At 41.9% G+C, this 22,714-nt stretch carries 14 protein-coding genes, 5 tRNA genes and 1 pseudogene; 12 read left to right on the plus strand and 8 right to left on the minus strand.

The window, feature by feature from the left end:
* Nucleotides 1-278: 278 nt before the first annotated feature.
* The 4 genes from ABKW31_RS16800 to gltX all read right to left on the minus strand — a co-directional run bounded on the left by ABKW31_RS16800 (nucleotide 279) and on the right by gltX (nucleotide 2,371).
* Nucleotides 279-354, minus strand: a tRNA-Glu gene (locus ABKW31_RS16800).
* A 160-nt stretch (nucleotides 355-514) separates the two neighbouring features.
* Nucleotides 515-590, minus strand: a tRNA-Glu gene (locus ABKW31_RS16805).
* 196 nt (nucleotides 591-786) lie between these two features.
* Nucleotides 787-862, minus strand: a tRNA-Ala gene (locus ABKW31_RS16810).
* A gap of 99 nt (nucleotides 863-961) precedes the next feature.
* Nucleotides 962-2,371: a glutamate--tRNA ligase gene (gene gltX, locus ABKW31_RS16815; protein WP_348617735.1), complete on the minus strand. Its 1,410-nt coding sequence runs from the start codon at nucleotides 2,369-2,371 to the stop codon at nucleotides 962-964.
* A 318-nt stretch (nucleotides 2,372-2,689) separates the two neighbouring features.
* Here gltX and ABKW31_RS16820 point away from each other — a divergent pair.
* Nucleotides 2,690-2,765 (plus strand) — tRNA-Val (locus ABKW31_RS16820).
* Nucleotides 2,766-2,792: 27 nt separating this feature from the next.
* Nucleotides 2,793-2,868 (plus strand) — tRNA-Val (locus ABKW31_RS16825).
* Nucleotides 2,869-3,248: 380 nt separating this feature from the next.
* Here the strand turns inward: ABKW31_RS16825 and ABKW31_RS16830 are convergent.
* Entirely contained in the window at nucleotides 3,249-3,728 is a 480-nt protein-coding gene (locus ABKW31_RS16830; protein WP_348617736.1) for a DDE-type integrase/transposase/recombinase, read from the minus strand.
* Nucleotides 3,729-4,027: 299 nt separating this feature from the next.
* On the opposite strand from ABKW31_RS16830, the gene ABKW31_RS16835 reads away from it, so the two are divergent.
* From ABKW31_RS16835 to ABKW31_RS16850, 4 genes are read left to right on the plus strand one after another with little or no spacing between them, the layout of a single operon-like run.
* Nucleotides 4,028-4,915 carry an alpha/beta fold hydrolase gene (locus tag ABKW31_RS16835; protein ID WP_348617737.1) on the plus strand — a complete coding sequence of 296 codons (888 nt, stop codon included), beginning with the start codon at nucleotides 4,028-4,030 and terminating at the stop codon, nucleotides 4,913-4,915.
* Nucleotides 4,916-4,942: 27 nt separating this feature from the next.
* Nucleotides 4,943-7,285: an MMPL family transporter gene (locus ABKW31_RS16840; RefSeq protein ID WP_348617738.1), complete on the plus strand. Its 2,343-nt coding sequence runs from the start codon at nucleotides 4,943-4,945 to the stop codon at nucleotides 7,283-7,285.
* Nucleotides 7,285-8,118: an outer membrane lipoprotein-sorting protein gene (locus tag ABKW31_RS16845; RefSeq protein ID WP_348617739.1), complete on the plus strand. Its 834-nt coding sequence runs from the start codon at nucleotides 7,285-7,287 to the stop codon at nucleotides 8,116-8,118. Before ABKW31_RS16840 ends, ABKW31_RS16845 begins: the two co-directional genes overlap by 1 nt.
* A gap of 5 nt (nucleotides 8,119-8,123) precedes the next feature.
* On the plus strand, nucleotides 8,124-9,464 hold the full coding sequence (locus ABKW31_RS16850) for a DUF1302 family protein (protein ID WP_348617740.1): 1,341 nt from the start codon (nucleotides 8,124-8,126) through the stop codon (nucleotides 9,462-9,464).
* A gap of 97 nt (nucleotides 9,465-9,561) precedes the next feature.
* Here ABKW31_RS16850 and ABKW31_RS16855 read toward each other — a convergent pair.
* A pseudogene (locus ABKW31_RS16855) lies at nucleotides 9,562-9,997 on the minus strand (DDE-type integrase/transposase/recombinase).
* 117 nt (nucleotides 9,998-10,114) lie between these two features.
* On the opposite strand from ABKW31_RS16855, the gene ABKW31_RS16860 reads away from it, so the two are divergent.
* From ABKW31_RS16860 to ABKW31_RS16875, 4 genes are all read left to right on the plus strand, one after another.
* Entirely contained in the window at nucleotides 10,115-10,435 is a 321-nt protein-coding gene (locus tag ABKW31_RS16860) for a hypothetical protein (protein WP_348617741.1), read from the plus strand.
* Nucleotides 10,436-10,908: 473 nt separating this feature from the next.
* Nucleotides 10,909-13,188: a DUF1800 family protein gene (locus ABKW31_RS16865; protein ID WP_348617742.1), complete on the plus strand. Its 2,280-nt coding sequence runs from the start codon at nucleotides 10,909-10,911 to the stop codon at nucleotides 13,186-13,188.
* 10 nt (nucleotides 13,189-13,198) lie between these two features.
* Nucleotides 13,199-14,587 carry a DUF1501 domain-containing protein gene (locus tag ABKW31_RS16870; protein ID WP_348617743.1) on the plus strand — a complete coding sequence of 463 codons (1,389 nt, stop codon included), beginning with the start codon at nucleotides 13,199-13,201 and terminating at the stop codon, nucleotides 14,585-14,587.
* A 965-nt stretch (nucleotides 14,588-15,552) separates the two neighbouring features.
* The gene (locus ABKW31_RS16875) at nucleotides 15,553-17,904 is read left to right on the plus strand and encodes a protein kinase (RefSeq protein ID WP_348617744.1); all 2,352 of its coding nucleotides are present in this window, start codon (nucleotides 15,553-15,555) and stop codon (nucleotides 17,902-17,904) included.
* 7 nt (nucleotides 17,905-17,911) lie between these two features.
* Here ABKW31_RS16875 and ABKW31_RS16880 read toward each other — a convergent pair whose 3' ends face one another.
* Entirely contained in the window at nucleotides 17,912-18,481 is a 570-nt protein-coding gene (locus ABKW31_RS16880) for an ECF-type sigma factor (protein ID WP_348617745.1), read from the minus strand.
* A 159-nt stretch (nucleotides 18,482-18,640) separates the two neighbouring features.
* Here ABKW31_RS16880 and ABKW31_RS16885 point away from each other — a divergent pair, with 159 nt between their 5' ends.
* Nucleotides 18,641-19,660 (plus strand): hypothetical protein, encoded by a 1,020-nt coding sequence (locus ABKW31_RS16885; RefSeq protein ID WP_348617746.1) that lies wholly within the window; start codon nucleotides 18,641-18,643, stop codon nucleotides 19,658-19,660.
* A gap of 846 nt (nucleotides 19,661-20,506) precedes the next feature.
* Nucleotides 20,507-22,129: a response regulator gene (locus tag ABKW31_RS16890; RefSeq protein ID WP_348617747.1), complete on the plus strand. Its 1,623-nt coding sequence runs from the start codon at nucleotides 20,507-20,509 to the stop codon at nucleotides 22,127-22,129.
* A 7-nt stretch (nucleotides 22,130-22,136) separates the two neighbouring features.
* Here the strand turns inward: ABKW31_RS16890 and ABKW31_RS16895 are convergent, their stop codons facing one another.
* Entirely contained in the window at nucleotides 22,137-22,709 is a 573-nt protein-coding gene (locus ABKW31_RS16895) for a hypothetical protein (protein ID WP_348617748.1), read from the minus strand.
* Nucleotides 22,710-22,714: the final 5 nt, after the last annotated feature.

Raw genomic sequence — 22,714 nt, forward strand, 5'->3', positions numbered from 1 at the left:
TCCTGTTGGTAAAAGTTTGCTTACTTATTACGCTATCCCCCTAGGGGGAGGGAGTCCATACATCTCTGTGGTGAGATCTCTTTAGCTTTCTTTTACCACAAGAGTTCTAGTTTTTTGACAGTTTGCACCGCAAGATTCACAAAGTGAGCACTCGTAGAATATCCTAACATCTATTCGCTTTTCTCTGTGGGCGCAGCCTCTGTGTTCTCTGTGGTAAGATCTCTTTAGTTTTTTTAGACATAAAAAAACCGCATAATTGCTTATGCGGTTTTGATATTTGGCGTCCCCAAGGGGATTCGAACCCCTGTTACCGCCGTGAAAGGGCGGTGTCCTAGGCCTCTAGACGATGGGGACAAAAAACCTTAATTCAAAAGCGTGCTTTTGAGATTCTTTGCGCGATTTAGTTTTACCCAAACCCCGTCTAAACTATTTATCTCACAATCTAGGCACCGTGAGACTTTCCTTGTTAACCTTTTACAAGGTTGTTGAAGTTAATCCGTAAACTCCAATAATGTGGCGTCCCCAAGGGGATTCGAACCCCTGTTACCGCCGTGAAAGGGCGGTGTCCTAGGCCTCTAGACGATGGGGACAGAAAACTTGTTTATCAAAGCGTAGCTTTGATAGTTTTCTGTAAGGAGAGGTGAGCCAGCGAGCCGAGCGACCTAATCCTACACTATCAAAACAATACCTAAATAATATTCCTGCAAAGCTCGATAATATATCAAACCCCGTCTAATTTTTTCTTATTCGCTTTAACTAGGTTTAAAACGAACATTCCCTGATATTTGGTGGAGCCAGGCGGGATCGAACCGCCGACCTCTTGCATGCCATGCAAGCGCTCTCCCAGCTGAGCTATGGCCCCAAACATTTTTCAAAACAATGTTTCAAAATTTGTTCGCGCGTCGTTCCTTGACAGCGGGGCGCATTCTAGGCATCTGCTCTTTTCCTGTCAACGATTTTTTCAGGAATTTTCTCTGATTGCTATATATTCGAGCGCTTTGCTTATACGTTGTTCAATTTGCTCAGGTTTTAACAAGTTTAAAGTCTGATCAAGTGCAGGTGAATTACCCCCGCCCGTTACCGCCACACGCAAGGGCATACCAACCTTCCCCATACCGACACCTAATTCATCAGCCGCTTGATTAATTGCATCATGAATGGTGTTGGTATTCCAATCAATAATAGCAGCAAGTTTGCTTTGTACTAACAGCAGAGCTTCTTTGGCCACAGGTCTTAAATGTTTTTTAGCCGCTGACTCGTCAAATGCTTCATAATCTTCATAAAAATAGCGACTAATCTGTGCCATTTCTTTAAGATTTTTAACCCGCTCTGCTTGCACAGCAATAACATCTTCGAGTTTAGGGCCTTGGCTTAAATCAATGCCCTGCTGTTCAAAATGCCAACGAGCATAGTCTGCGACTACTTCAGGCGGTAAAGCTCGCATGTAGTGCTGATTTAACCAAATCAGTTTATCGGTATTAAAAGCAGAAGCAGATTGCCCTATGGCATCCAAGCTAAATAGTTCAATCATTTCATCTAAAGAGAAAATCTCTTGGTCGCCATGTGACCAACCTAAACGCACTAGATAATTCAACAGGGCTTGTGGCAGATATCCATCATCACGATATTGCATGACACTGACCGCACCATGGCGTTTAGATAATTTCTTGCCATCATCGCCCAAAATCATTGAAACGTGAGCATATTCTGGAATAGGTGCACTTAAAGCCTGCAAAATATTAATTTGTCTTGGCGTATTATTAATATGGTCCTCACCTCGAACGACATGGGTAATGCCCATATCCCAATCATCAACTACCACACAAAAATTATAAGTCGGTACGCCATCGGTGCGTCTGATGATCAAGTCATCTAACTCTGCATTAGCAATCTCAATATTGCCCCTAATGTGGTCTTTAACGACCACCGAGCCGGTTTGCGGCGTTTTAAAACGTATCGCAAACGGTTGATCTTGTGGATGATCCGTTCTGTCTCGCCAAGTACCAGGATAGCGAGGTTTTTCACCTTTACTCATCTGCTCTTCACGAATGGCATCGAGCTCTGCCGCTGGTAAAAAGCATTTGTAGGCTTTTCCTTCAGCAAGTAATTGCTCAATCACTTCATTGTAGCGCTCAAAACGTTGAGTCTGATAATAAGGGCCATCGTCCCATACTAAACCCAACCACTCCATCCCTTCTAAAATGGCATCAATAGCTTCTTGGGTAGAACGTTCAATATCAGTATCTTCTATACGTAAGATAAACTTTCCACCTTGGCTTTTTGCATATAACCAAGAATAAAGTGCAGTACGCGCACCACCAACGTGAAGAAAGCCGGTAGGGCTTGGAGCAAATCGAGTCACCACTGTCATGGGATGTTAGTTTCCTTATAAAATAATTGGCGCTATTTTATCAGTCTATGGCCTTTAATAAAAAGCCTAAGTTAGCTTCTTATATAAATCTCCCTGTCAGTTGTTGATTAATTAAACTATACGGACATATACGTAGAGTTTTTGACCACTTAAACATTATTTTTAACTTTTTTGTTGACACTAAAAAGTGCCTCCCTATAATAGCGCTCCACTTACCCCAGAGCAGAATTATTCAAATAATTAGGTTTGGGGCAAGGTAGATTTGAACATTAAAGGTTCATTGGTTAAAGCCCAGTAAAAAGCTTTGAAAGAAAATTTGGACGCTTAGCTCAGTTGGGAGAGCATCGCCCTTACAAGGCGGGGGTCACTGGTTCAAGCCCAGTAGCGTCCACCAAATTTTCTTCTTAAAAATCAACATCCCGGACGCTTAGCTCAGTTGGGAGAGCATCGCCCTTACAAGGCGGGGGTCACTGGTTCAAGCCCAGTAGCGTCCACCATCTCTTATCTCTCTGATTATAAACAACTTTATCATATACAACCTGATAAGATTCGAGCGAATCCAGATTAGGTGTCATAATACGTGGCGAATCCGTGCCGAATCTGTGCCTAAAACGTGGCAAATCCGAACTGTAGCCGTCCTCTAGCTCATTGTTTGCGGTACCTTTAGGCATGTATGAATTGCACGGCACAAAACTCTCGAAATCGATTCGGTGAAGTAATTTCAATTAATCAACTTCATATTTTTCGAAGAATTTTGTTCAAAGCAAACTTCGTGTCTACGAAATCTGGGGAAGGCAAAAGTTAAAAAGTGTTTTGAATAAGAAATTAATACAACTAACAATTGAAGGTAATTAAGTAGCAACGGGGAATTTTCATCTTATACTTTTTGTTGTATTTCACTTCTATACTTTATAGGTGTCACCGCAAACTGTTTTTTAAATTGGGAGATAAAGTGTGAGGGGCTGGAGAAGTTAAGTTCATAACTTATCTCCGTCATGGATTTATCCCTTTGGCTAATCAATCTTGCTGCACTATACAATTTAGCAGTCAAGTTGACAGTACCCTGCTGGCCCTTCAATAATTTTCTAAAGAACTTCATGGCGGCCTTTTTGTTTCTGCGTTTTAAAACGAGAATGTCCAGTTCGTCGCCATCTTGATCGACTGCCCGCCAAAGGTAGTGCAGAACACAGTTGATCTTGATAAAGACTTCATCAAGATACCAAGTATCACCTAATCGTCCACGGTTCTTCCTGATTTTACTGCAGTACCTTTGCCCGAATTTATCACACAAAATGCTGACTGTTTCAACACTGACAGTAATGCCCCTTTCTGCCAGTAACTCTTCGATGTCACACAAGCTAAGTGTAAGTCTATGATAATGCCACACAGCGTGACTGATTATTTGGGAGGGCTAGCGATATCCGGCATAAATATTGGTCTTTTTCATGCTCTGATAATCGCACGTCTCTGAGTCCGTTCGTTGACTTGACAGTACCATTGATTTAAAAAAATTTTAAAAAAATGTCCGCATTTCTGTCTGCTTTTCGTTTCTTTCTAATAGCGATGAAAAAACAAGTGCGCAAGCAGACTAAGCAAAGAGGTGCGAAGGCCCTACCTAAGTGTGTTTAACACTCAATGTTATTAAAGGGAAAGACAATGGCAAGTGCTCAGGAATATGCAAGTACAAGGGAGGATAAAACATTTTCATTAAACGCAGCACAAAAAATTCAGCGTTTTGCACTGAAAATTTGTTGCACTGCACTCCCCTCCTTAGGGCTAAAAGTTGCACTTTATCACTTTACCAACACCCGTAAACGCCGCCCGTACACACTAATGGAGTTTCCTGATCAATCGCAGTCTAGGAGGTTGACTTACGGTAAAGGCTATATTGTCGCCCACAGTTGGGGAGACGGCGATAAGATCATCTATCTTGTGCATGGCTGGGAAAGTAGCTCAAGTATGATGAAAGGGTTTATTGCACCTCTTATTCAGCATGGCTACAAAGTAGTCGCCTTTGATATGCCAGCTCATGGTCACTCCAGCAAACAAGCGACTCATTTAAGGGACTTTTCGGTTGCTTTAGAATATGTCATATCAATTTACGGCGAAGCATTTGGTATTGTGGCGCACTCTTTTGGCGGCACCGCAACAATCTTGCTAATGGGTGAGAAGCAACATTTGCTGCCTAAAAAACTTTGTTTAATCTCGCCAATGCGGTCTCTGTATAGCCACCTAACGGTGTTCAATAAAATAACCGGCTTGTCTGAATCAATGATGACCAAACTTCTAGTGACCTTAAGGCAACATTACGCCCTCGAAGCACAACAAACAGACATTACGTCCTTCGTTCAGGATTTGTCCATACCAGGCTTGTTAATTCATGATGCCCATGATCGTCTGATACCTGTTGAGGTAGGTGACCATTTGGCAGATTCATGGAGTAGCGCTCGTTATATCAGAACTCAAGGACTCGGCCATCGAAAAATTCTAACAGACCCATTGGTTATTCAACATGTTACTGACTACATGTTGGAGCGTTTATGAACCGAAAAGACAATATTAGGGAAGAAAATGATGAATAAGATAATAACTACTCCCGCTTTTAGAACCCGCTACTTCACTTGGATTATAGCGCGGCCCAAACACGTTATTTTACTCTCGTTCATATTGATGTTAGGCATGGGCTTTGGCTTAACAAAGGTACACAAAGAGTCTTCGGTAGATGCATTTGTCCCGCAAGATCATCCCTCGGCAATTGCTAGAGATAGGGCTTCAGAAATTTTCGGTTTAGAGGATCCTATTGTCATTGGTTTAGTCGCAGCTAAAAACACCTCGGCATTTACGCCAACAAATATCGAGACCTTACGCCGTATTGAACAGAAAGTTAGCCTGCTACCCAATGTTAAGAAACAGAATTTAATTAGTATTTTGAGTGAAAGCGCTATTCGCGGCAATAATGGCGACTTAATAGTTGAGCGCATCGTTCCTGATGGCCCAGTTTCAATACAAGCAGCAAAGCAAGCATTTGTGCGCCTTAGCAGTATGAGCATGATGGCCGGTTTATTAGCCTCACAAAACGGTGATACCTTAACACTCATTGTTCCTGTTTATGATGCCAATCACGCTACCGAAACCTACCAAGAAGTGCTGGCCATCGCTGATGCGGAATCGACGCCATCTTTAACTACCCACGTAACAGGCGTCGCGTCAATGAACGGGCGATTAGCCCAAATGGTGAACGAAGATACACGTAAGTTCATTCCTATGGCTGTGCTTACTGCCCTTTTAATTGTGTGGGTGGCACTAAGAAATCTAAGAGGTCTTATTGGTCCGCTTTATGTTATTGCTGGTTCAGCTGCAATCACCATTGGCATGATGGGATGGTTGGGGGCCGAATACTATTTAATCACCACAGCATTACCGGTAATTATAATGGCTATTTCAATAGCAGATAGCCTGCATATCTCGACAATATTTTTGCACAAGTGTCGCACTCGCCCCACTAAAACTCGCCAACAAAATTTACTCGATGCGCTTAACCACACCTACCTACCCGTTACCTTGACCACTATCACCACCGTCGCAGGCTTCTCTGGGTTAGCGCTAGGCTCAACCATGCAACCTATTTCTGAATTTGGTTGGTTTGCCGCCGCTGGTGCGCTAGTGGCTTGGTTGCTCAGTGTAAGCGCTTTGCCTGCCATTATTGTGCTAACTAAGTTAGACGCAAAGCCGAATCAAGTTGCCGCGCAATTTAGCTTTATCGATAAACCCATTCAGGCTCTTACTAAACAAGCATTAAACAAACCCATCATCACCAGTAGCGTCGCGGCTCTATTAATGACAGTAATGGGTTATTTTGCACTGCAGGCTAATTTTGATTATCAGCGCCAGAGTTATTTTCAGACTGACGAACAAGTTCGCATTGCTGACATCACCTTAAATGATCGCTTGTCAGGCTTAAACTTTTTAGACGTAGTGGTCGCAGGCAAACAAAAAGACGAACTAATGCGCCCTGATATAATCGAAGCGATTGCACGTTTGCAGCAAGAACTTAGTGAACAAGCGTTTGTTGCTAAAACCACGTCAATTGCCGACTACATGACACTGATGCATAAGGTACTTACCGATTCCCCAATTGGTAGCTTTCCAACAGCAAAAAATGCGCCTGCCCAATATATGTTTTTATATGAATCTTCTGGAGACCCAGGTGACTTTAGCGAAGAAATTGATTTTAATTATCAGCATGCGCTCATTCGCACTCAACTCACAACCGATCGTTTTAGTAATGTTAAAGATACCGTAGGTTCTTTTTATGAAATCACTAACAAATGGTCACAAGAAACTGGCTTACAAGCCAGTGTGAGCGGCAGAGTCGCCGTTAACGTTGGATGGATGACACTTTTATCTGAATCACATTTTAGAGGTCTTGGGCTTGCCATATTTTTTGTGTTTACGGCCTCTTTATTGGTGTTTAGATCAATCTACAAAGCACTATTAAGCTTAGTGCCTATTGCCACTGGGGTTTTATTTACCTATGCAGCAATGGGAGCGCTGGATATTGATATTGCCCCTGCCACCTCAATGACTGCGGCTATTTCTACAGGCTTAGGCGTCGATTTTGCCATCCATCTTATTTGGGGAATTAGTCAAGCTAAAAAACGCGGAGCGAGCACACAACAGGCATTCTCTGGCAATTATTTAATCGTCGCTAGAGCATGTGTATTTTCTGCCTTAGCCCTTGCTATTGCGCTGTGCATAGTCTGCTTAAGTTCTGCGCCGCCACTTCAATGGTTTGGCGCCTTAGTGGCTGCCGCCGCTTTGGGCAGTTTAGCCGGCGCCGTCTTTATTATACCTGCACTTTATTCTTTATTTAACACGCCGCCACTATTGCAAGATGTCAAGGAGACCTACTAATGCGACACTTTTACTTGATCATACTTACTATGTTATTGAGCCTGCAGTTGTCGGTCATACCGAAAACACATGCCACAACGATGCTAAGCGCTGCACAAGTTGCCGAAAATATTGCAAACCGCTCAACCAACAAAGCTAGGGTCGGATTTATGCATTTTACCATGCGTAATAGTGCAGGCTCTGAGCGCAAACGTTCGGCGTTATTAATTCACTCTCAAACACCTAAACAAACAAAAATTGGGATTTACTTTACCGAACCCGCTGGACTGCGAGATACCAGTTTCTTGAGTCATGATAATAGTGACAGCACTGATCAAAACTGGCTCTATTTGCCCGCGACTGAGAGGGTGCGCAAATTACCCTCTTCTAGCCGAGGAGATTACTTTATGGGCACCGATTTGAGTTATGGAGATATTAAAGACAACTTTAAGTTTGCCCTAGAAGATTGGGATTTTAGCTTAGGTGAGCAGAAACTAGAAAATGGTAAGACCTTTTACATGCTAAAGGGAATACCTAAAAACAATATCATTAAAGAAGAGCTCGGTTATGCTAGTTTCATCGCAAAAATCGATCCCCAAACGTGGTTTCCGGTGAATATTCAATACACCGATACCGATAATACACCGCTCAAAGAAGTGTCAATTTTAGCACTCGAGATGATCGACGGAACGTGGACTGCCAGTCATTTCTTAGTGTTCAATTTACAACTGGCGCATCAAACCGAAATTGTTATCAGTGATATGCAGGCGGCACCAGACCTCCCACTCGATTTGCTAAAAGCAGATGAGTTGCCATACGGAGCGCCGCTTTCGCTTCTTAAGAAAAGGGGCTAGCAGTAATGATGGCAGTAAATGGGGTCAATTTAAGTCAATACACAAGCAAAGCTTTAATTGCCTTCCTTTTACTGTACTTGAGCGATATAAATTTTACCGATGCCACAACAACTTCTACTGTTTTTACAATAGACTATCGATTAGGCACTAATTTAGACGATGGTGACATCGAACTATCTCGTTTTAGCGTAAGCACACAAACACGCTTTCAACTAAATAGAGATTGGACCGCTCAACTAGATGCTAGAGCCGAATTCGCCGAAGATGATGTAGGTTTAGGGTCAATAAATGCATACTCATCAGCAAACCGCCCGTTAATAGACAACAACAGTACACGTGTAGAATTTGAAAGAGCATTTATTCAATGGCGAAAGCGCGCACACAGCGTTACGCTTGGCAAACAAGTGACACCATGGGGAGTGCTCGATGGCGTACAAATTACCGATCGTTTTGATCCGGTTCGTCGTCGAGACTTCGTGTTTACGGATGTTAGGCCAGACCGCATCGCAAGATGGGGCGGACGTTGGCGTAATCAAGTAGGCAAATTTAAACTAGATGCTTCGCTTGCTTTAGACGGCACAGTATCTCAGCAAGCTGAGTTAGGCGCTTTATTTTTTAATACATCAACTCGATTTACCGGTGGGGTAAATGTCGCAAATATACCTATTGAAATAAACACACAAAACCGCACTAGCGGGCTTGACCAATCGACCTTTGGTGTACGTGTAACTTATCCCCTAGGCCAAGGTGATTTGTCTCTGCTGAGCTTTAGAGGCCCCGACACCGATCCTATCCTTGCAATAGAAAATAAGCCATCGATTAACCAGCCCATTGTTGTTGAGCTTAGGTTTAAGCGCAGAACACTCTTGGGAGCAAGCTATGATGTCACTTTAGGCGAAACGGTGGTGCGCGGGGAAGTTGCTTACATTCCCGATCAACACGTTAATATTATTGGCAATACACTTTTGCAATCAGGCGATGTACGACGGCTATTAGTCGGTTTTGGTATTGACTGGAATGCTCCAGCGCAATGGTTTGTGAACGCGCAACTTGCGATCGACTACATAGATGACTTGGGATCAACGTTAGTTCGCCCCACTACCGACACCATAGTGACCTTGCGCGCTCAACGTTTATTCTCAAATGGTCGTCTATTGTTTAAAGGCGAACTATTAGGCACGCTTAACGAACAAGACGGTGTTTTGCGCCCAGAACTCGCCTATGAATATACCGACAGGCTAAAACTTCGAACAGGTATAGATTGGTTATTTGGTGATGAAAATGGTCAGTTTGGTCAGTTCAAAGATAACTCGCGGATTTGGTTTGCCGCGTCGTACACGTTTTAAATTAAAGAAATTGTGAAGTCATGATTGGCTTTTTGGACTTAACTTGCAGCGGAGGGTACTGTCAAGTTAACGAGCGGACTCAGAGACGTGCCATAACTCATTCCTTAATGGGGACACAACTAACCCATTCCTTAAATGCTCGAGCACGCAACGTCCTATAATTTGCGGCCTTCAACAAATGGCGCCCAAGCCTGAACAGGTTATTAACAGTGCCATGACACAAGAGAAATCGTTGAGCCTGACCTTGGGATTTAAATTTCCTCATCTGCCTTTCCTGTTGTCGACTAGGCTGATGAGACAATTCACAGAGGCTGTTTTCATATTGCTGGGTAAAATAATCAAAGCTGGCCGTCATTTTCCGTTTCGCAGCCGAATAACTTCGCAATTTATCGGTAACTATCTTTAATGGCGCTGTCTGCTGGCAATTCTTCGATGTCACACAAGCTAAGTGTAAATCTATGATAAAGCCACACAGCGTGACCGATTATTTGGGTGGGATAGCGATATCCGGCATAAATATTGGTATTTTTTATGCCCTGATTAACGGACGTCTCCGAGTTCGCTTGTTAACTTGACAGTACCCCTAGAAGTAGTGATATTAATCACGCTAAACTCAACTAGTTTCATTTGATTATATATTGGGGGTTGGAATGTCAGAGTTGCATTTTGGTATAAGTTTATTTCTAATAGTCATGTTTGGTTCATTGTTTTATGGCTTTTCTTTTTTTTGTAGAAAACAGTTTATATTGCTTAATAAAAAGCTTGATTTCATCATTAGTGAAAATGAGATGATTTATCCCAATGAATCATGCCTTTCTGCAAAAGCAAATATGTACATTATTGAAGGAAAGATAGACAAAGCGATACTAGTAGTTATTGATGAAACTGGCTGCTCTATTGATGCGGCTAAGGGGTATATTGAAAGACAAAAAATTTCACTTACGAAATTTGCTCTATCGGAGAAAGAATAGAATTAAAGGTTTCTTTCAATTGTGAAATTCTAACAGCCGAAAAACGCATATGTTTTAGCATTTATTATCTAAGCCAAATTATACGGACGTTATACTTCGCTGATGGGCAGTGCACCTCAAGCCGCTAGAACCATCTCTAATACGCTGATTGCGCTTTTTCTTCTTAAGTTAGCTATCGTTATTCAAGCCTACGTTGTATGTGTCTAGTGTTGAATTGCATGAGAAATTGAGCCAGCATTGCATTGAAAAAGTGATCCATTTTTCAGTTGGTTCTAGCCATAATTCACGCCAGGTCAAGTTGTTAATGATGGTTCAATATTTGACGCAAATACCATCTGAAAATGGATTAATTTCTGATGCATTTCAACACAATGCAGTAACACCAAGCTAATCAATCAACTTGTTAAAAATATATAGCAACCATGTTAATATCTAGATTTAATATCTAGATGATACTAATACCTGAGAGTCTTATGCGGATTGTTTTACTATTTTGGTGCTCGACTCTGCTCGTGGCCTGCGGCGGCGGTGGGAGCGATACTGGTTCGTCAAATACAGTTCCACCAATCATCGTTGATAGCATAGCGCCATCCGCTCCGGTGCAAAGGGTCATCGACAATGAAGATGGCACAATACAGGTATGGGGTACTGCGGAAGCTGGCAGTCGTGTTGACATCACCTTCCCTGACGGCAAATCTCAAGTACTTACTGCTTCACAAAGCGGTGACTATGGACCGATAAATAGTGATACACCACAGCCTAATGGCATGGTATCGGCGACAGCCACAGACAGTGCAGGAAATCGTTCTAGCATTACCAAAACTAATTATACAGATACTATAGCGCCATTAAGACCAATCCCCAATATCGCAGTTAATGACAATAAAACCATAAGTGTAAGTGGAAAATCCGAGGCCCAAAGCCTTATTACGGTAATCTATGAAGATGGCTCAACCGCTACAAACATCACCTTAGCCGATGGTACATTTAGTCCGATTACAAGTGCTGAAGCGCAATTTTCGGGAGACATTGTCGTTACGGCTACTGATGCCGCAGGGAATGTATCGAGTGAAGCTAAGCTTGCATACGAAATCCCAGCAGCGCATGCATTATGGGAGTTAGCTCAAGATGAGCAAGCCAAAGATATTGTAAGATTTTTAACTCAAGCGACTTTTGGTCCTACTGAACGTGATATTCAAAACTTAGTGGCTAGAGGCGCCAAATATGAAGCATGGATAAACGCACAAATTGCAATTCAACCAAGCTCATTATTAACTAAGTATGAACAACGGCTACAAGATGCTGGTTTTCCAGTAACAAGCCGCGAAAACTTGGACTTTTCTTATCCTAAGCAATTAGCGGCTAGTGATATGCTTTGGGACTTATTTGCTTATGGCGACGATCAACTTCGGCAAAGAGTTGCATTTGCCCTTAGTCAGATTTTTGTTGTCTCAGAAACATCAGATACTTTATTTAACAACGCAAGAGGTATCGTCGCTTATCATGACCTCCTAGCCAACAATGCGCTTGGCAACTATCGGGAGTTAATCGAAGCAGTCACCCTAAATCCGATTATGGGTGAATACTTAAGCATGATACGTAACGAAAAAGCGAATAGTGAAGAGAATATTCGCCCAGACGAAAACTACGCCCGAGAGTTGATGCAACTTTTTAGTATTGGACTGGTAATGTTGAACCAAGACGGTAGCATACAAATTGACGAAAATGGGCAGCCTATACCTACCTACAATCAAGATACCATTAAGGCTTTTGCGCGAGTTTTTACTGGCTGGACTTATAAGAATGCAACATCTTGGGATTTTGATGGTTGGCTGTTTGGCGATACTATCAACCCTATGATTGCTTTTGAAAATTTTCATGATACCGATGAAAAAATACTGCTTAATGGCGAGATAGTACCTGCTGGACAAAGTGCGTCCCAAAATTTAAAAAGTGCACTGGATAATCTATTTAATCATTCAAATGTTCCTCCTTTTATCGGTAAACAGTTGATTCAACGGCTAGTGACTAGCAATCCAAGCCCCGAATATGTGAGCCGAATAAGTGCGGTTTTTCGCGATAATGGCAGTGGCGTAAGAGGTGACTTAGGGGCGGTAGTCAAAGCGATTTTACTCGACACCGAAGCCCGCACAGGTCAACGCGATAGGCCAAGCACCTTTGGCAAGTTAAAAGAGCCAATACTTAAGTTTACCGCACTGATACGAGCCTTTGACGTGACCGGTTTGCATCCCATTAATGAAGAGGGATTACAGCGTCAAACCCTGCGTTTTTTCTACCCCGCTGCAGCCTCCGGACAACGCCCTTACGCAGCCCCGTCGGTATTTAACTTCTTTCGTCCTGATCACAGTCCTGCAGGCCCAATTCGCGATTCAGACCTAGTTGCACCTGAACTACAAATACTAAATGAAAGCTTTATTACTAATGCAACTAACTATGGCTCGGCACCTATTTTTAATTCGTATGACTTTCTCTTAAATGATTGTCAGCCACGCCTTAACTTTTTAGATGGCTTTGGATGCCCATATCCCGATTTTAGTGATGAATTGGCCCTCACAAATGACATCAGTCAATTATTATCAAGACTTAGCTTATTAATGCTAGCCGGCGATATGAGCGATATTACTAAAGATGCATTGAGCGTTTTAGCCCAGCAACAAACTGAACCGCGTTTTGTAGTCGCTGAAGTCGTTCATCTTATTTATCTGTCACCCGAATTTGCAGTGCAACGTTAGCGAGAAATGCATGAATCACTTCAACAAGAAAAATAACAGTCTATCTCGCCGAGATTTCCTAAAAAAAGCGGCATTGACAACCCTCGGGAGTTCAAGTCTTTTTTCGCTGATTAGTCAATTTAATCTAGCGCAAGCACAAACCAGCACTTTTAATGACTACAGAGCGTTAGTTTGTGTGTTTTTGTACGGCGGTAATGATGCTTACAGTATGCTGATCCCTCATTCGCTAAATGAATATAACAGCTACAAGAATACGCGTCGAAATTTAGCGATACTGCGCGGTAATATCATTCCTATTGCACCCAGTAATAGTCAACCTGCCGATTATGGACTGCATCCTGAATTAAGCGATGTGGCAAATTTGTTTGCTAACAACAAGCTCACTTTTGTGAACAATATTGGAACCTTAGTCGAACCTACCAGCAAAGCCGACTATCTAAACAATCGAGTTGCCTTACCACCACAGTTGTTTTCACATAATGACCAGCAAAACTATATGATGAGCTTGCAGGCAACAAAGCCGCAACAGGGATGGGCAAGCCGGATGGCAGAGCTTATGCTGGATGCCAATGGCAGCAACCAGTTGTCTATGAATATTTCACTGTCGGGGGCGAATACTTTTCAAATGGGTGGCGCACAAGCACCTTACACAGTCTCTGCCGCAGGCGTCAGCGATTACTGGAGTATTCGTCCACAAAGTAGTGAAATATGGGACATTAATCGTGTAGAGGCATATCGTAAAATTCTTGGACAAAGCCAATCTCACTTATTTGCTCAAGCCTTTGCTGATACGCAAAATCGTTCGCTATCGCTGGGTCAGCAAGTGTCTGCGGCACTCAGTACCATTTCACCAATAAGTACGGAGTTTGTGCAAGGTAGTCACTTGTCTGCAAGTTTGCGTATGGTGGCCAACTTAATTGCTGCTCGCTCTCAGCTCAACATGAAACGACAAATATTTTTTATTGGTATAGGTGACTACGATACCCATGGCGATCAAGCGAACCGTTATCCATTACTTATGCGTGAACTCAACCATTCTTTGAACTCCTTTTACAACGCTACAGTCGAGCTAGGTGTGTCCGATAAAGTCACTACATTTACGGCAAGTGATTTTGGTCGAACCCTCACTAGCAACGGTGACGGCACTGACCATGGCTGGGGAAGTCATCAAATGGTAATGGGCGACGCCATAGACGGTGGTAAGTTTATTGGCACAATGCCAGAGTTAGTCATTGGCAGCAATGACGACATCGGAGAGGGAAGAATCATCCCTACTACCTCGGTCGACCAATATGCAGCGAGTTTGGCAGGATGGTACGGTTTATCTGGCTCACAGCTAAGCGAAACATTTCCTAATTTAGCTAATTTTAACGAGCAATCACTCGCCCTTTTTTCCTAAACATCAACTCCTTTCTTATTTTCATAAGGAGCAGGTGACTGTCGATAAATCATTATACTGTTTGCGAAAACACACATCACAGATATGAGCTCTTTTATTGCCGATTTGTCTTAATGACATCGGCGGTTTAATACAATAAAGGTGGTTTTTAAGATTATTGGATGTAATAAACTGGTGCCTATTGCTATCATTTTAATGCCTTTGTTGGAGGGACGCGAAGCATTAGAGCGGCAACCACTATCCAAGTTAGCAGCTTTTTAATAGAAGTCCCCTTTTGAATCTAATGAAAGATATGGTGTGTACATCAAAAGTTTTTCAACAAATTCGGTTCAGTAGCATCAACGAAAGTTCTCTTGGGCGAAGCTTAAGTTCGCTTATAGAATTAGTCAGGTGCGAACCACTTTTTCCTGATAACTTAAGGCAACCCCAAGGCTTTAAGTGTCGTTAGGACAGTCGTTTATTTCGTTGCTTTTTGCCACACGGCACTTTCAAGTTACTCAAATTGGATGAATAAAGTGCCAATATCCTCATACTTACTTAGCTTTCTAAATCAAAAATGGCTTTATATTTAAGGGAAGATCATTATTTTCCCCATAGTAATCGGCACAGAATGAAAAGTACCCGTGTTGAAATTAATATTGCCAGAAAAAACTAAAGGATCCTGTCGGGGGTCCCCCTGACTTTAACGAGAATTTTGTCGCTTCATTTTAAAAATCACCTGCCTTATATTTTCTATAGTCAAATTAATAACCTATTGTTTTAATTCAACATTCCAACGACTCCATCCCTGTAAATCCTTTTATTTGACAGAGTCTAGTCTTACTCTTACTTCGTAATTTTTTAAACAAAAATACCATTAACATCCGTGATTGCTGAGTTCGTTTGCCGATAAGTTGCTTTTTAAACAAGGCTAGATTAAGTTTAAAAGCAATAATGTTTTAATGATTAGTCAAGGGAATTTGCTCGTGCTGGATTGGTCAAAAATAACCGCTGAGGTAGAGCATGCCCTGACATTAAATCACAACGCCCTAACATCGTTTGTCGAATCATTGCCGGTCACTCAAGAGGCAAGCGAAATATCACGCTTACTAAAACATTTACGACCAGACACAGGTTTTTTAGCAACATCTGCTAGCGATGAGTTACGCAAGGAAGGCATTCTGCCAGATGGAACATTAATAGGTGCATGGCAAATAGATCAACATATTGGCCATGGTGGTATGGGAGACGTCTACCGGGCTCATCGTGCTGACGGTTTGTATCAACAGACGGTAGCTTTAAAACTAATTCAAAGCCTCTCTATAAGCCACTCAGAATTATTCGAAATTGAACGACAGCGCTTGGCTCTAATGGATCACCATAGCATTGCGCGTATTATTGATGGCGGCAATTGCGCAGATGGTCGACCTTATATGGTAATGGAATATATCGACGGCGAGCCCATTGTTCAGCATGTGAACAGTTACAAACTCAACCTTAAGCAACGGCTGAAGCTCTTCATCGCGGTTTGTGAAGCAGTTGCTCATGCGCATAGCAAACTGATTCTGCATCGTGATATTAAATCACAAAACGTATTGATTGCTAGTGATGGTTCACCGCGGTTAATTGATTTTGGTATTGCGAGCAATATTAGCGTTGTGCAAGGAATTACTGTAGCGCTTACGCTCGCTTCGGCCGCACCAGAACAATTGAAAGGTGAATCAGTATCAGTGCAAACCGACATCTTTGCGATGGGGGCGTTATTGCATGAAATACTCACTGGCACACGCCCTCGCAGGTTGAGTAATGGTGGAATGCTAGCGGATGAATCCGCAATTTCTGAAATAGACTTACGCGCGATAATTACTTGCGCGCTAGCATTTGAGCCTGCGCAGCGATACTCATCTTGTATTTCAATGCTAGAAGATGTCAGTGCATTTCTAGAAAAACGACCGGTAACGGCAAGGAATGGTCGTTGGGCTTATAGGGCAAAACGATTTGTGCAACGATATCCCATTGCAAACACACTTGCCGTGATTGCTATCATTGCCTTACTTGGCGGAATGGCCACAAGTCTTAAGTTTGCGAATGACGCAAATCAACAAACAAGACTTGCAGAACTTGCACTTCAAAAGGCGAATTGGCAATTCGAAAGAACCGAAGCGACACTGGCTGCTCAACAAGCATACTCCGATGTATTACAACGGGCATTTGGTGGCGAAGAGGACGTTGAAAGATTGAGTCAACTGTTAAAAACGCGTTGGCAAGAGGCATTTTCGAGAAGGCAACAAGACCCTAAAACCGCGGCCGCGTTAAGCTATGCAATTGGGCGTAATTTTTATTTTCGTGGCGATACCGCCTCAGCGCTTGAAATTTTTGACCTGTGGATGGCACAAAAAATTGGCTCAAACTCACTCCTTGCGCTTGGAGAAGAGGTCTATGCCATGATGTTATCAGATGCAGGACGCTATGATGAGTCAACCAACATTTTAAGACGACTGGTTACATTTTTCGGTGACGGCAGTCAAACAAGTGAGGGAGACGCGTCAAATTATGCCAATCGATTAGCTAGAGCCACCCGCGCACCTGAAGATATTGAGCAATCGGTAAAATTATTAGAAAAACGCTTGCAGAGTTTAGACTCTCCGTTTGAACGTCTGTTTAGTTTTAGCCAACTCGCTGGCATGCGAACCTTGCAAGGCAGTTTCGACGATGCGTTAGTAGCTTACGAACAAACCTTACGTATATTTGAAGAAAATCCGGGATTTGCAGCCTACGGTCGCGATATTGCCCGCTTTAATCTTGCTAGCATCCTATTAGCGTGGGAAGGCGATACTCAGCGCGCTAATGAACTTGTCAATGCCATATTAAATGAAGACGTACCATTGAAAGGTGAAAGCCTTCAACAAGCCAAGGCGATCATGCTTAAAGCTATCATTGAGGTGCAGCAAGGTAATCAACAAAATGCACTAACTTTGATTGCCGAGTCGGTAGAGTTATTCAAACGCTTTTCCGGCGAAGGCAGTGCTTCGCACCTGTTGGCAGAAGGAATGCAGGCCTATGTGTTATTACACGCTGAACAGGCTGAACGCGCCGAGTTAAAAATGAATGAAACGCTCAGCCAAGCTATAAAATTTGAGGTTAATGATCGCACTCACAAGCAATTAAGATTAATTAAAATTTACTTGAATTCGTTAAGGCAAAATCTAGAACAGGACGATCTCAATTGGCTAAAAGAGTCGGCTGTTCATACCGAGGTAAGTAGTCAATTGACCATGCTCTATTTGTATAAGCAGCTAGTTGATAAACAATTGGCTCCAGCGTTCTGGCGCCTGTAACAATCGCTTAGCTGGCTTTTGTCATTTTGTTGGCAAGCCACGTTTTAGCTAACTGCCAATCTCTTCTTACGGTGCGTTCAGATAATCCAAGGGCTGAGGCAGTTTCGGTTTCTGACATTGCTGCGAAGTAACGTGCATTTACAACCATTGAAAGTCTCGGTTGTTTTTGTTCCAAGCGAGCAAGTAAATCATTTAGAACAAGTATTTGCTCAGGGGTTTCATTATATTCCGGCAACACCCCGTCACCTTCTTGATACACTTCATCGACTTGCGATCCCCCGCGTTTTTGAGCAATTTTATGCCTTGCGTGATCAACAATAACCTGACGTATGGCAAGACTCGCGGTTCTAAAGTATTGCTCCTGGGACTGCCAGACAGTTTTTCCACTAAGCTTTAAGTAGGCTTCATGCAGTATATCGTCTGTCATCATCGTATCGTGAAAACGAGAGCGACGACGACGATCACGCGCTACAGACAACAGCGCCTGATACGAATGTTTTGCCATCTCGCAGGCAATGGCCTTTTCATCTTCCGTATAGCCTTGGTCTTTTAAACAGTCGAGTTTGTAATGTTCCATAGCTTTATAAATTCATTTTTTAAAAATAAATGTCCGCATTTCTGCCTTTTTTCCGTTTATTCAGTATAGGGATCAAACGTAAAGACAACTATCAATTTTTTGTTTGCTAGTTTTTTGGTCCAGGATCTTAAAAATTCACGCTTTAAAAAGGATTTAAAAATGAAAAACATGATCAAAAAAACGACTTATCTAACTTTGTTATTCTGCAGTTTAGTATCGGAGTCGCACGCATCTTTGCTGATAACAGCAAATCAAAGTGTGAACGTAAGTGGTAAATATCTTCCAGCACAACCGGCAAACATACCAGACCCACGCATCGATATTTCAGCATCATCATACAATGGTAATAGCAGTGGCGGCATTAGCCAATTTGATTTTGAACTCGGTGCCCAAGGCATTGAAGAAGGATTAGTAAGTTGGGATATAGGTATTGAAAATGCGAGATTACGCAGCAACACAGATCTTAAAATTAAACATGACTTTAACAGTGGCCCGTCATTTACCGACTTAAAGGTCGATGTTAGCAACAAGATTTCCTATGGTGACACCATTACCGTGCGCGATTTAAGCCCAGGCCAAAATCCTGTGCCTACTAATCTGTATGTTCGTTTTCAAGTCGATTTAACTGGTGATCTTTTGAACAATGTTAATTATGACAACCCAAGCGATGGAGGCGCATCATTGGCTGATTATTATACTAATGCGACATTTTTTTCTCGAATTGCTAATTCAGGGGGGGATGCCAATGAAGATTGGCAGGTAGAGGAAACGTCTAGCACACATTCAAACGGACGTTTTGGCACTAATGTGAACGAAACGGCTACTATGAATTCAAGCGTTATTTTTGAAGATTTATTATGGCGCGGACAGGCGATATTTTTTGATTGGGCTTTCAGTGAAATGTTTAACATCGATATAGATAATATTGATGTGGGTTCAATTGACATACATCTGCAAAATGATCTAAGCCATACCATCATCACTCGAGCAAGTGTATTTGACGCTAACGGTAACTGGTTGCCCAACTATGTTATTGAGTCATCTGATGGTTTCGATTATGCGCAAATTTCTTCTGTCAATCCAACCAACCCTGTTAATGCACCCTCTTTAGCAGGATTATTATTGTGTTCTTTTATAGGGATGGTACTAAAAAACGGTCGACGAACTTATAAGAAGTGAGTTGTCTATTGATTAAGAGCGTTCATATAAAATAAGCAAAATAAACTGCTCATATACCATGAGCGAGATGTATGCCCGCTTCTGCTGTTCGCATCACCTTCCCTTTGTGATGAGTGGAAAGAGAAGCTGTTTGGCGCACCCACTCATCAGGGATATATTCAGAAAACGTCGTCAATTGAGCAACACAACATTAAAGGGGGCTTCTTCTAAGAAGTCCAAAAGTGCTTTTTCAATAGAAATTTATTGAATTTGAAGTATCCAAGTCTAAAAAGGGCATTAACAATCAATTTAAAATGCTCTAATAACAAAACCCGCGTTAAAAGCGGGTTTTATATTTGATAGCAACTTACAAAAAACTAAACGCCTCAGCAGTCCCAAACTTAATTACGATACGCTTGATATGACCGTAAACTACTTTTGGTAGGCTGTTGGAATAGATTGCTTCTGCAAAAATATTTACCAATTCTAAATAATGCCTACTTTTGTAGTGCCATTTGTCTTTAAAAAACTCAATTGGGTGTGACATATTTACCAATCAAACGTTTTCATTAGCTTCGGCAAATTTTACCTGAGCTTTCCAAACCGCTTCTATGAAAGGCAACACATGTTCAGCCTTTTTTGACCAGAATTTTTAATCCGCCCGAGTACAATTGGTAATTTCTCACTGATAGCTTTATTTTCTTGCTTTTACACAGCATATTTTTCAGACAGATTAGCTGCTAAACTTGGCGTGACCAGAGGAACAGACTGAATTTACATCATTATTTTCAATTATTTGCACTTAAGTCCTTATTTTTTCTGTTTGTAATACGATAACCTAATGGACTAAAGGAAAATCGGCTATTAATGAATTCACAACTCGCTAAAGATACTAAAGTACTGATTGTTGACGACCAAGTACTTGCTAAAGGCTATATGAAGTACTCCCTAGAAGAATTAGGTTTTGGGGATATTACTTATGTTGATAAAATTAGCTTGGCGCTGACAACTATCCGTAATCAGCGTTACGATCTTATTATTTGCTCTTACAATCTCAAACGAGAGCAAGACGGCTATTATTTCTATGATGAAATAAAAACCAATGGTGAGTTGCCTTCCAGTACCGCCTTTGTTTTTATTAGTGCCGATACCAACTCTGATTTAGTGCAGAGTATTATTGAGCTGCAACCAGACGATTTTTTAGCTAAGCCTTTTACGGTTAAAGAATTAGATCGGCGTTTAAGTCGTGTTTTGGCTCGAAAAAAAGCCTTGCACGCAGTGTATATCTGCATTGAAAAGAGCCTCTTTCAACGCGCTCTATCTGAAGTTGAATTATTTCTAGGCAATCCAAAAAACTCAGAGTTTTTCCCTCTTGCTTTAAAAATTAAAGGGGAAATGTTGTGTGCTTGCGGGCATTTTGCCCAAGCAAAAGACTTTTATTTAGCAATTTTAAAAGTACAAAATTTTACCTGGGCGCAGTTGGGACTCATTAACGCCTATCTTCGCTTAGATGAGGATGAGTCAGCAGAAAAGTTAGTTTTAAGACTGGCGTTTAAACCCGAGTCCCAACTGGCTGCTTATGATCTGCTCACTGCCCTGCAAATAAAACAAAATGATTTTGAGACTGCTCTAGAATGCGTATTGATGGCCAGCGAAATTTCGCCTCGTAACATTCGTAGGCACAAAACAGCCTTGGATTTATCCCGAATTACTCATGACTATGAAACACAATTCGAAGCGGCAAAAAAAATAGTACGCTTTGCTAAGAACTCCATTCACGATAAACCTGAAAACTACTTAAACGTTGCCAGAGCCGGTATTGACTATGCCATGACGGCCGATGAGGGCGACACTGATAAATTGATAAAACAAGCCAATGAGTACGTTCGTCAGCTTAAAGTCGCCTTTCCCAAAGCTGAATTACAAGAACAAATGAAGGTGATTAACGTTCGATTGTTGTACTTGGAAAATGAAAAGGAAAAAGCTCGGGCATTAGTTGAGCAATTAGACGAAGAAAATTGGGAAAATGAAGGGGTTGATGCCCTACTCGACAAAGCTAAAGCCTTCCATGAAGTAGGTCTAAATGAACGTGCTCAAGCCATTCTGGAGCAGTTAGAATTTCGCTGCAAAAGCCACTCTGATCAAGGTGAGATCTTTCTGCATTATATTCATCAAGAGATACAAGAAAAATCGACCATTAAGTGCAGCTCTCGCGAACTAAATAACACAGCCGTTAATTACTATCGTAAAGGCGATATTGAAAATGCTTTAACAAGCTTTACCCAAGCATTCACCATCATGCCAAAAAATGCGTCTATTGCCCTTAATCTATTGCAACTTATTGCCGCTAAATCCACCAGCCTCGGTGCGACTAAAATGAGTAATCAACTGGTTAAAAAGTGCATAAAAACAGTCGAAAACAGCGTACTGAGCGAAGAACAGCAAAAACGCTATCACAAAGTGCGTAGCGTTTTAGATGGCATGGCATAGTTAGCTATTACTCTTCTAGCTGTGGCTTAAAATGGTGGATAACGGGTTCACCATCAGTTAGAGCAAACATCACCTTATTTTCAAGTCCAATCTCTTTCAATTCTAACAGCACTTTTTGCGCTGAAATGGGCATTTCAATAGACAAATAGACTCTGCCTGTATTATCTGTTTTAACAATGGCGATAATCGATTTATCTTGTAAACGTTGGTCTGCAAAATCCATTATGCCATTATCAATTAATGAAATGGCCAAAAGACGGTTGCTCAAAGGTGAATCATTAAAATCTGCTGCACTGACATCAAAAGTAACCACCTTAGTACTATTAAAATCAAAGTCAGGTTCAACATATAAGTCCGACGATCTTTCAGCGCTATGACTCAGTTTATCCGCGTCAGGTTGGTAGTCTAAGGCTTGCGAAACACTCGGGGCTTCAACAGGGATTACGACTGGAGGCGGCAAGGCCTGACTTGACGTTGAATTAGTGCCGCCCCCACCACCACAACCGGCTAAAACAAAAAACCCAACAGCATATACCGTTATTTGTGTAATATTTAAAAATCGCTTTGTAATCATTTTCATAATGT

It is taken from the genome of Paraglaciecola sp. 25GB23A, from assembly GCF_040012495.1.
In the GTDB taxonomy this organism is placed as follows: Bacteria; Pseudomonadota; Gammaproteobacteria; order Enterobacterales; family Alteromonadaceae; genus Paraglaciecola.

Coding starts and splice junctions, on each gene's coding strand:
- ABKW31_RS16880 (WP_348617745.1), bottom strand. CDS start 18,481: ATGGAACATTACAAACTCGACTGTTTAAAAGACCAAGGCTATACGGAA.
- ABKW31_RS16850 (WP_348617740.1), top strand. CDS start 8,124: ATGATGGCAGTAAATGGGGTCAATTTAAGTCAATACACAAGCAAAGCT.
- ABKW31_RS16860 (WP_348617741.1), top strand. CDS start 10,115: ATGTCAGAGTTGCATTTTGGTATAAGTTTATTTCTAATAGTCATGTTT.
- ABKW31_RS16885 (WP_348617746.1), top strand. CDS start 18,641: ATGAAAAACATGATCAAAAAAACGACTTATCTAACTTTGTTATTCTGC.
- ABKW31_RS16845 (WP_348617739.1), top strand. CDS start 7,285: ATGCGACACTTTTACTTGATCATACTTACTATGTTATTGAGCCTGCAG.
- ABKW31_RS16865 (WP_348617742.1), top strand. CDS start 10,909: ATGCGGATTGTTTTACTATTTTGGTGCTCGACTCTGCTCGTGGCCTGC.
- ABKW31_RS16835 (WP_348617737.1), top strand. CDS start 4,028: ATGGCAAGTGCTCAGGAATATGCAAGTACAAGGGAGGATAAAACATTT.
- ABKW31_RS16840 (WP_348617738.1), top strand. CDS start 4,943: ATGATGAATAAGATAATAACTACTCCCGCTTTTAGAACCCGCTACTTC.
- ABKW31_RS16895 (WP_348617748.1), bottom strand. CDS start 22,709: ATGAAAATGATTACAAAGCGATTTTTAAATATTACACAAATAACGGTA.
- ABKW31_RS16870 (WP_348617743.1), top strand. CDS start 13,199: ATGAATCACTTCAACAAGAAAAATAACAGTCTATCTCGCCGAGATTTC.
- gltX (WP_348617735.1), bottom strand. CDS start 2,371: ATGACAGTGGTGACTCGATTTGCTCCAAGCCCTACCGGCTTTCTTCAC.
- ABKW31_RS16890 (WP_348617747.1), top strand. CDS start 20,507: ATGAATTCACAACTCGCTAAAGATACTAAAGTACTGATTGTTGACGAC.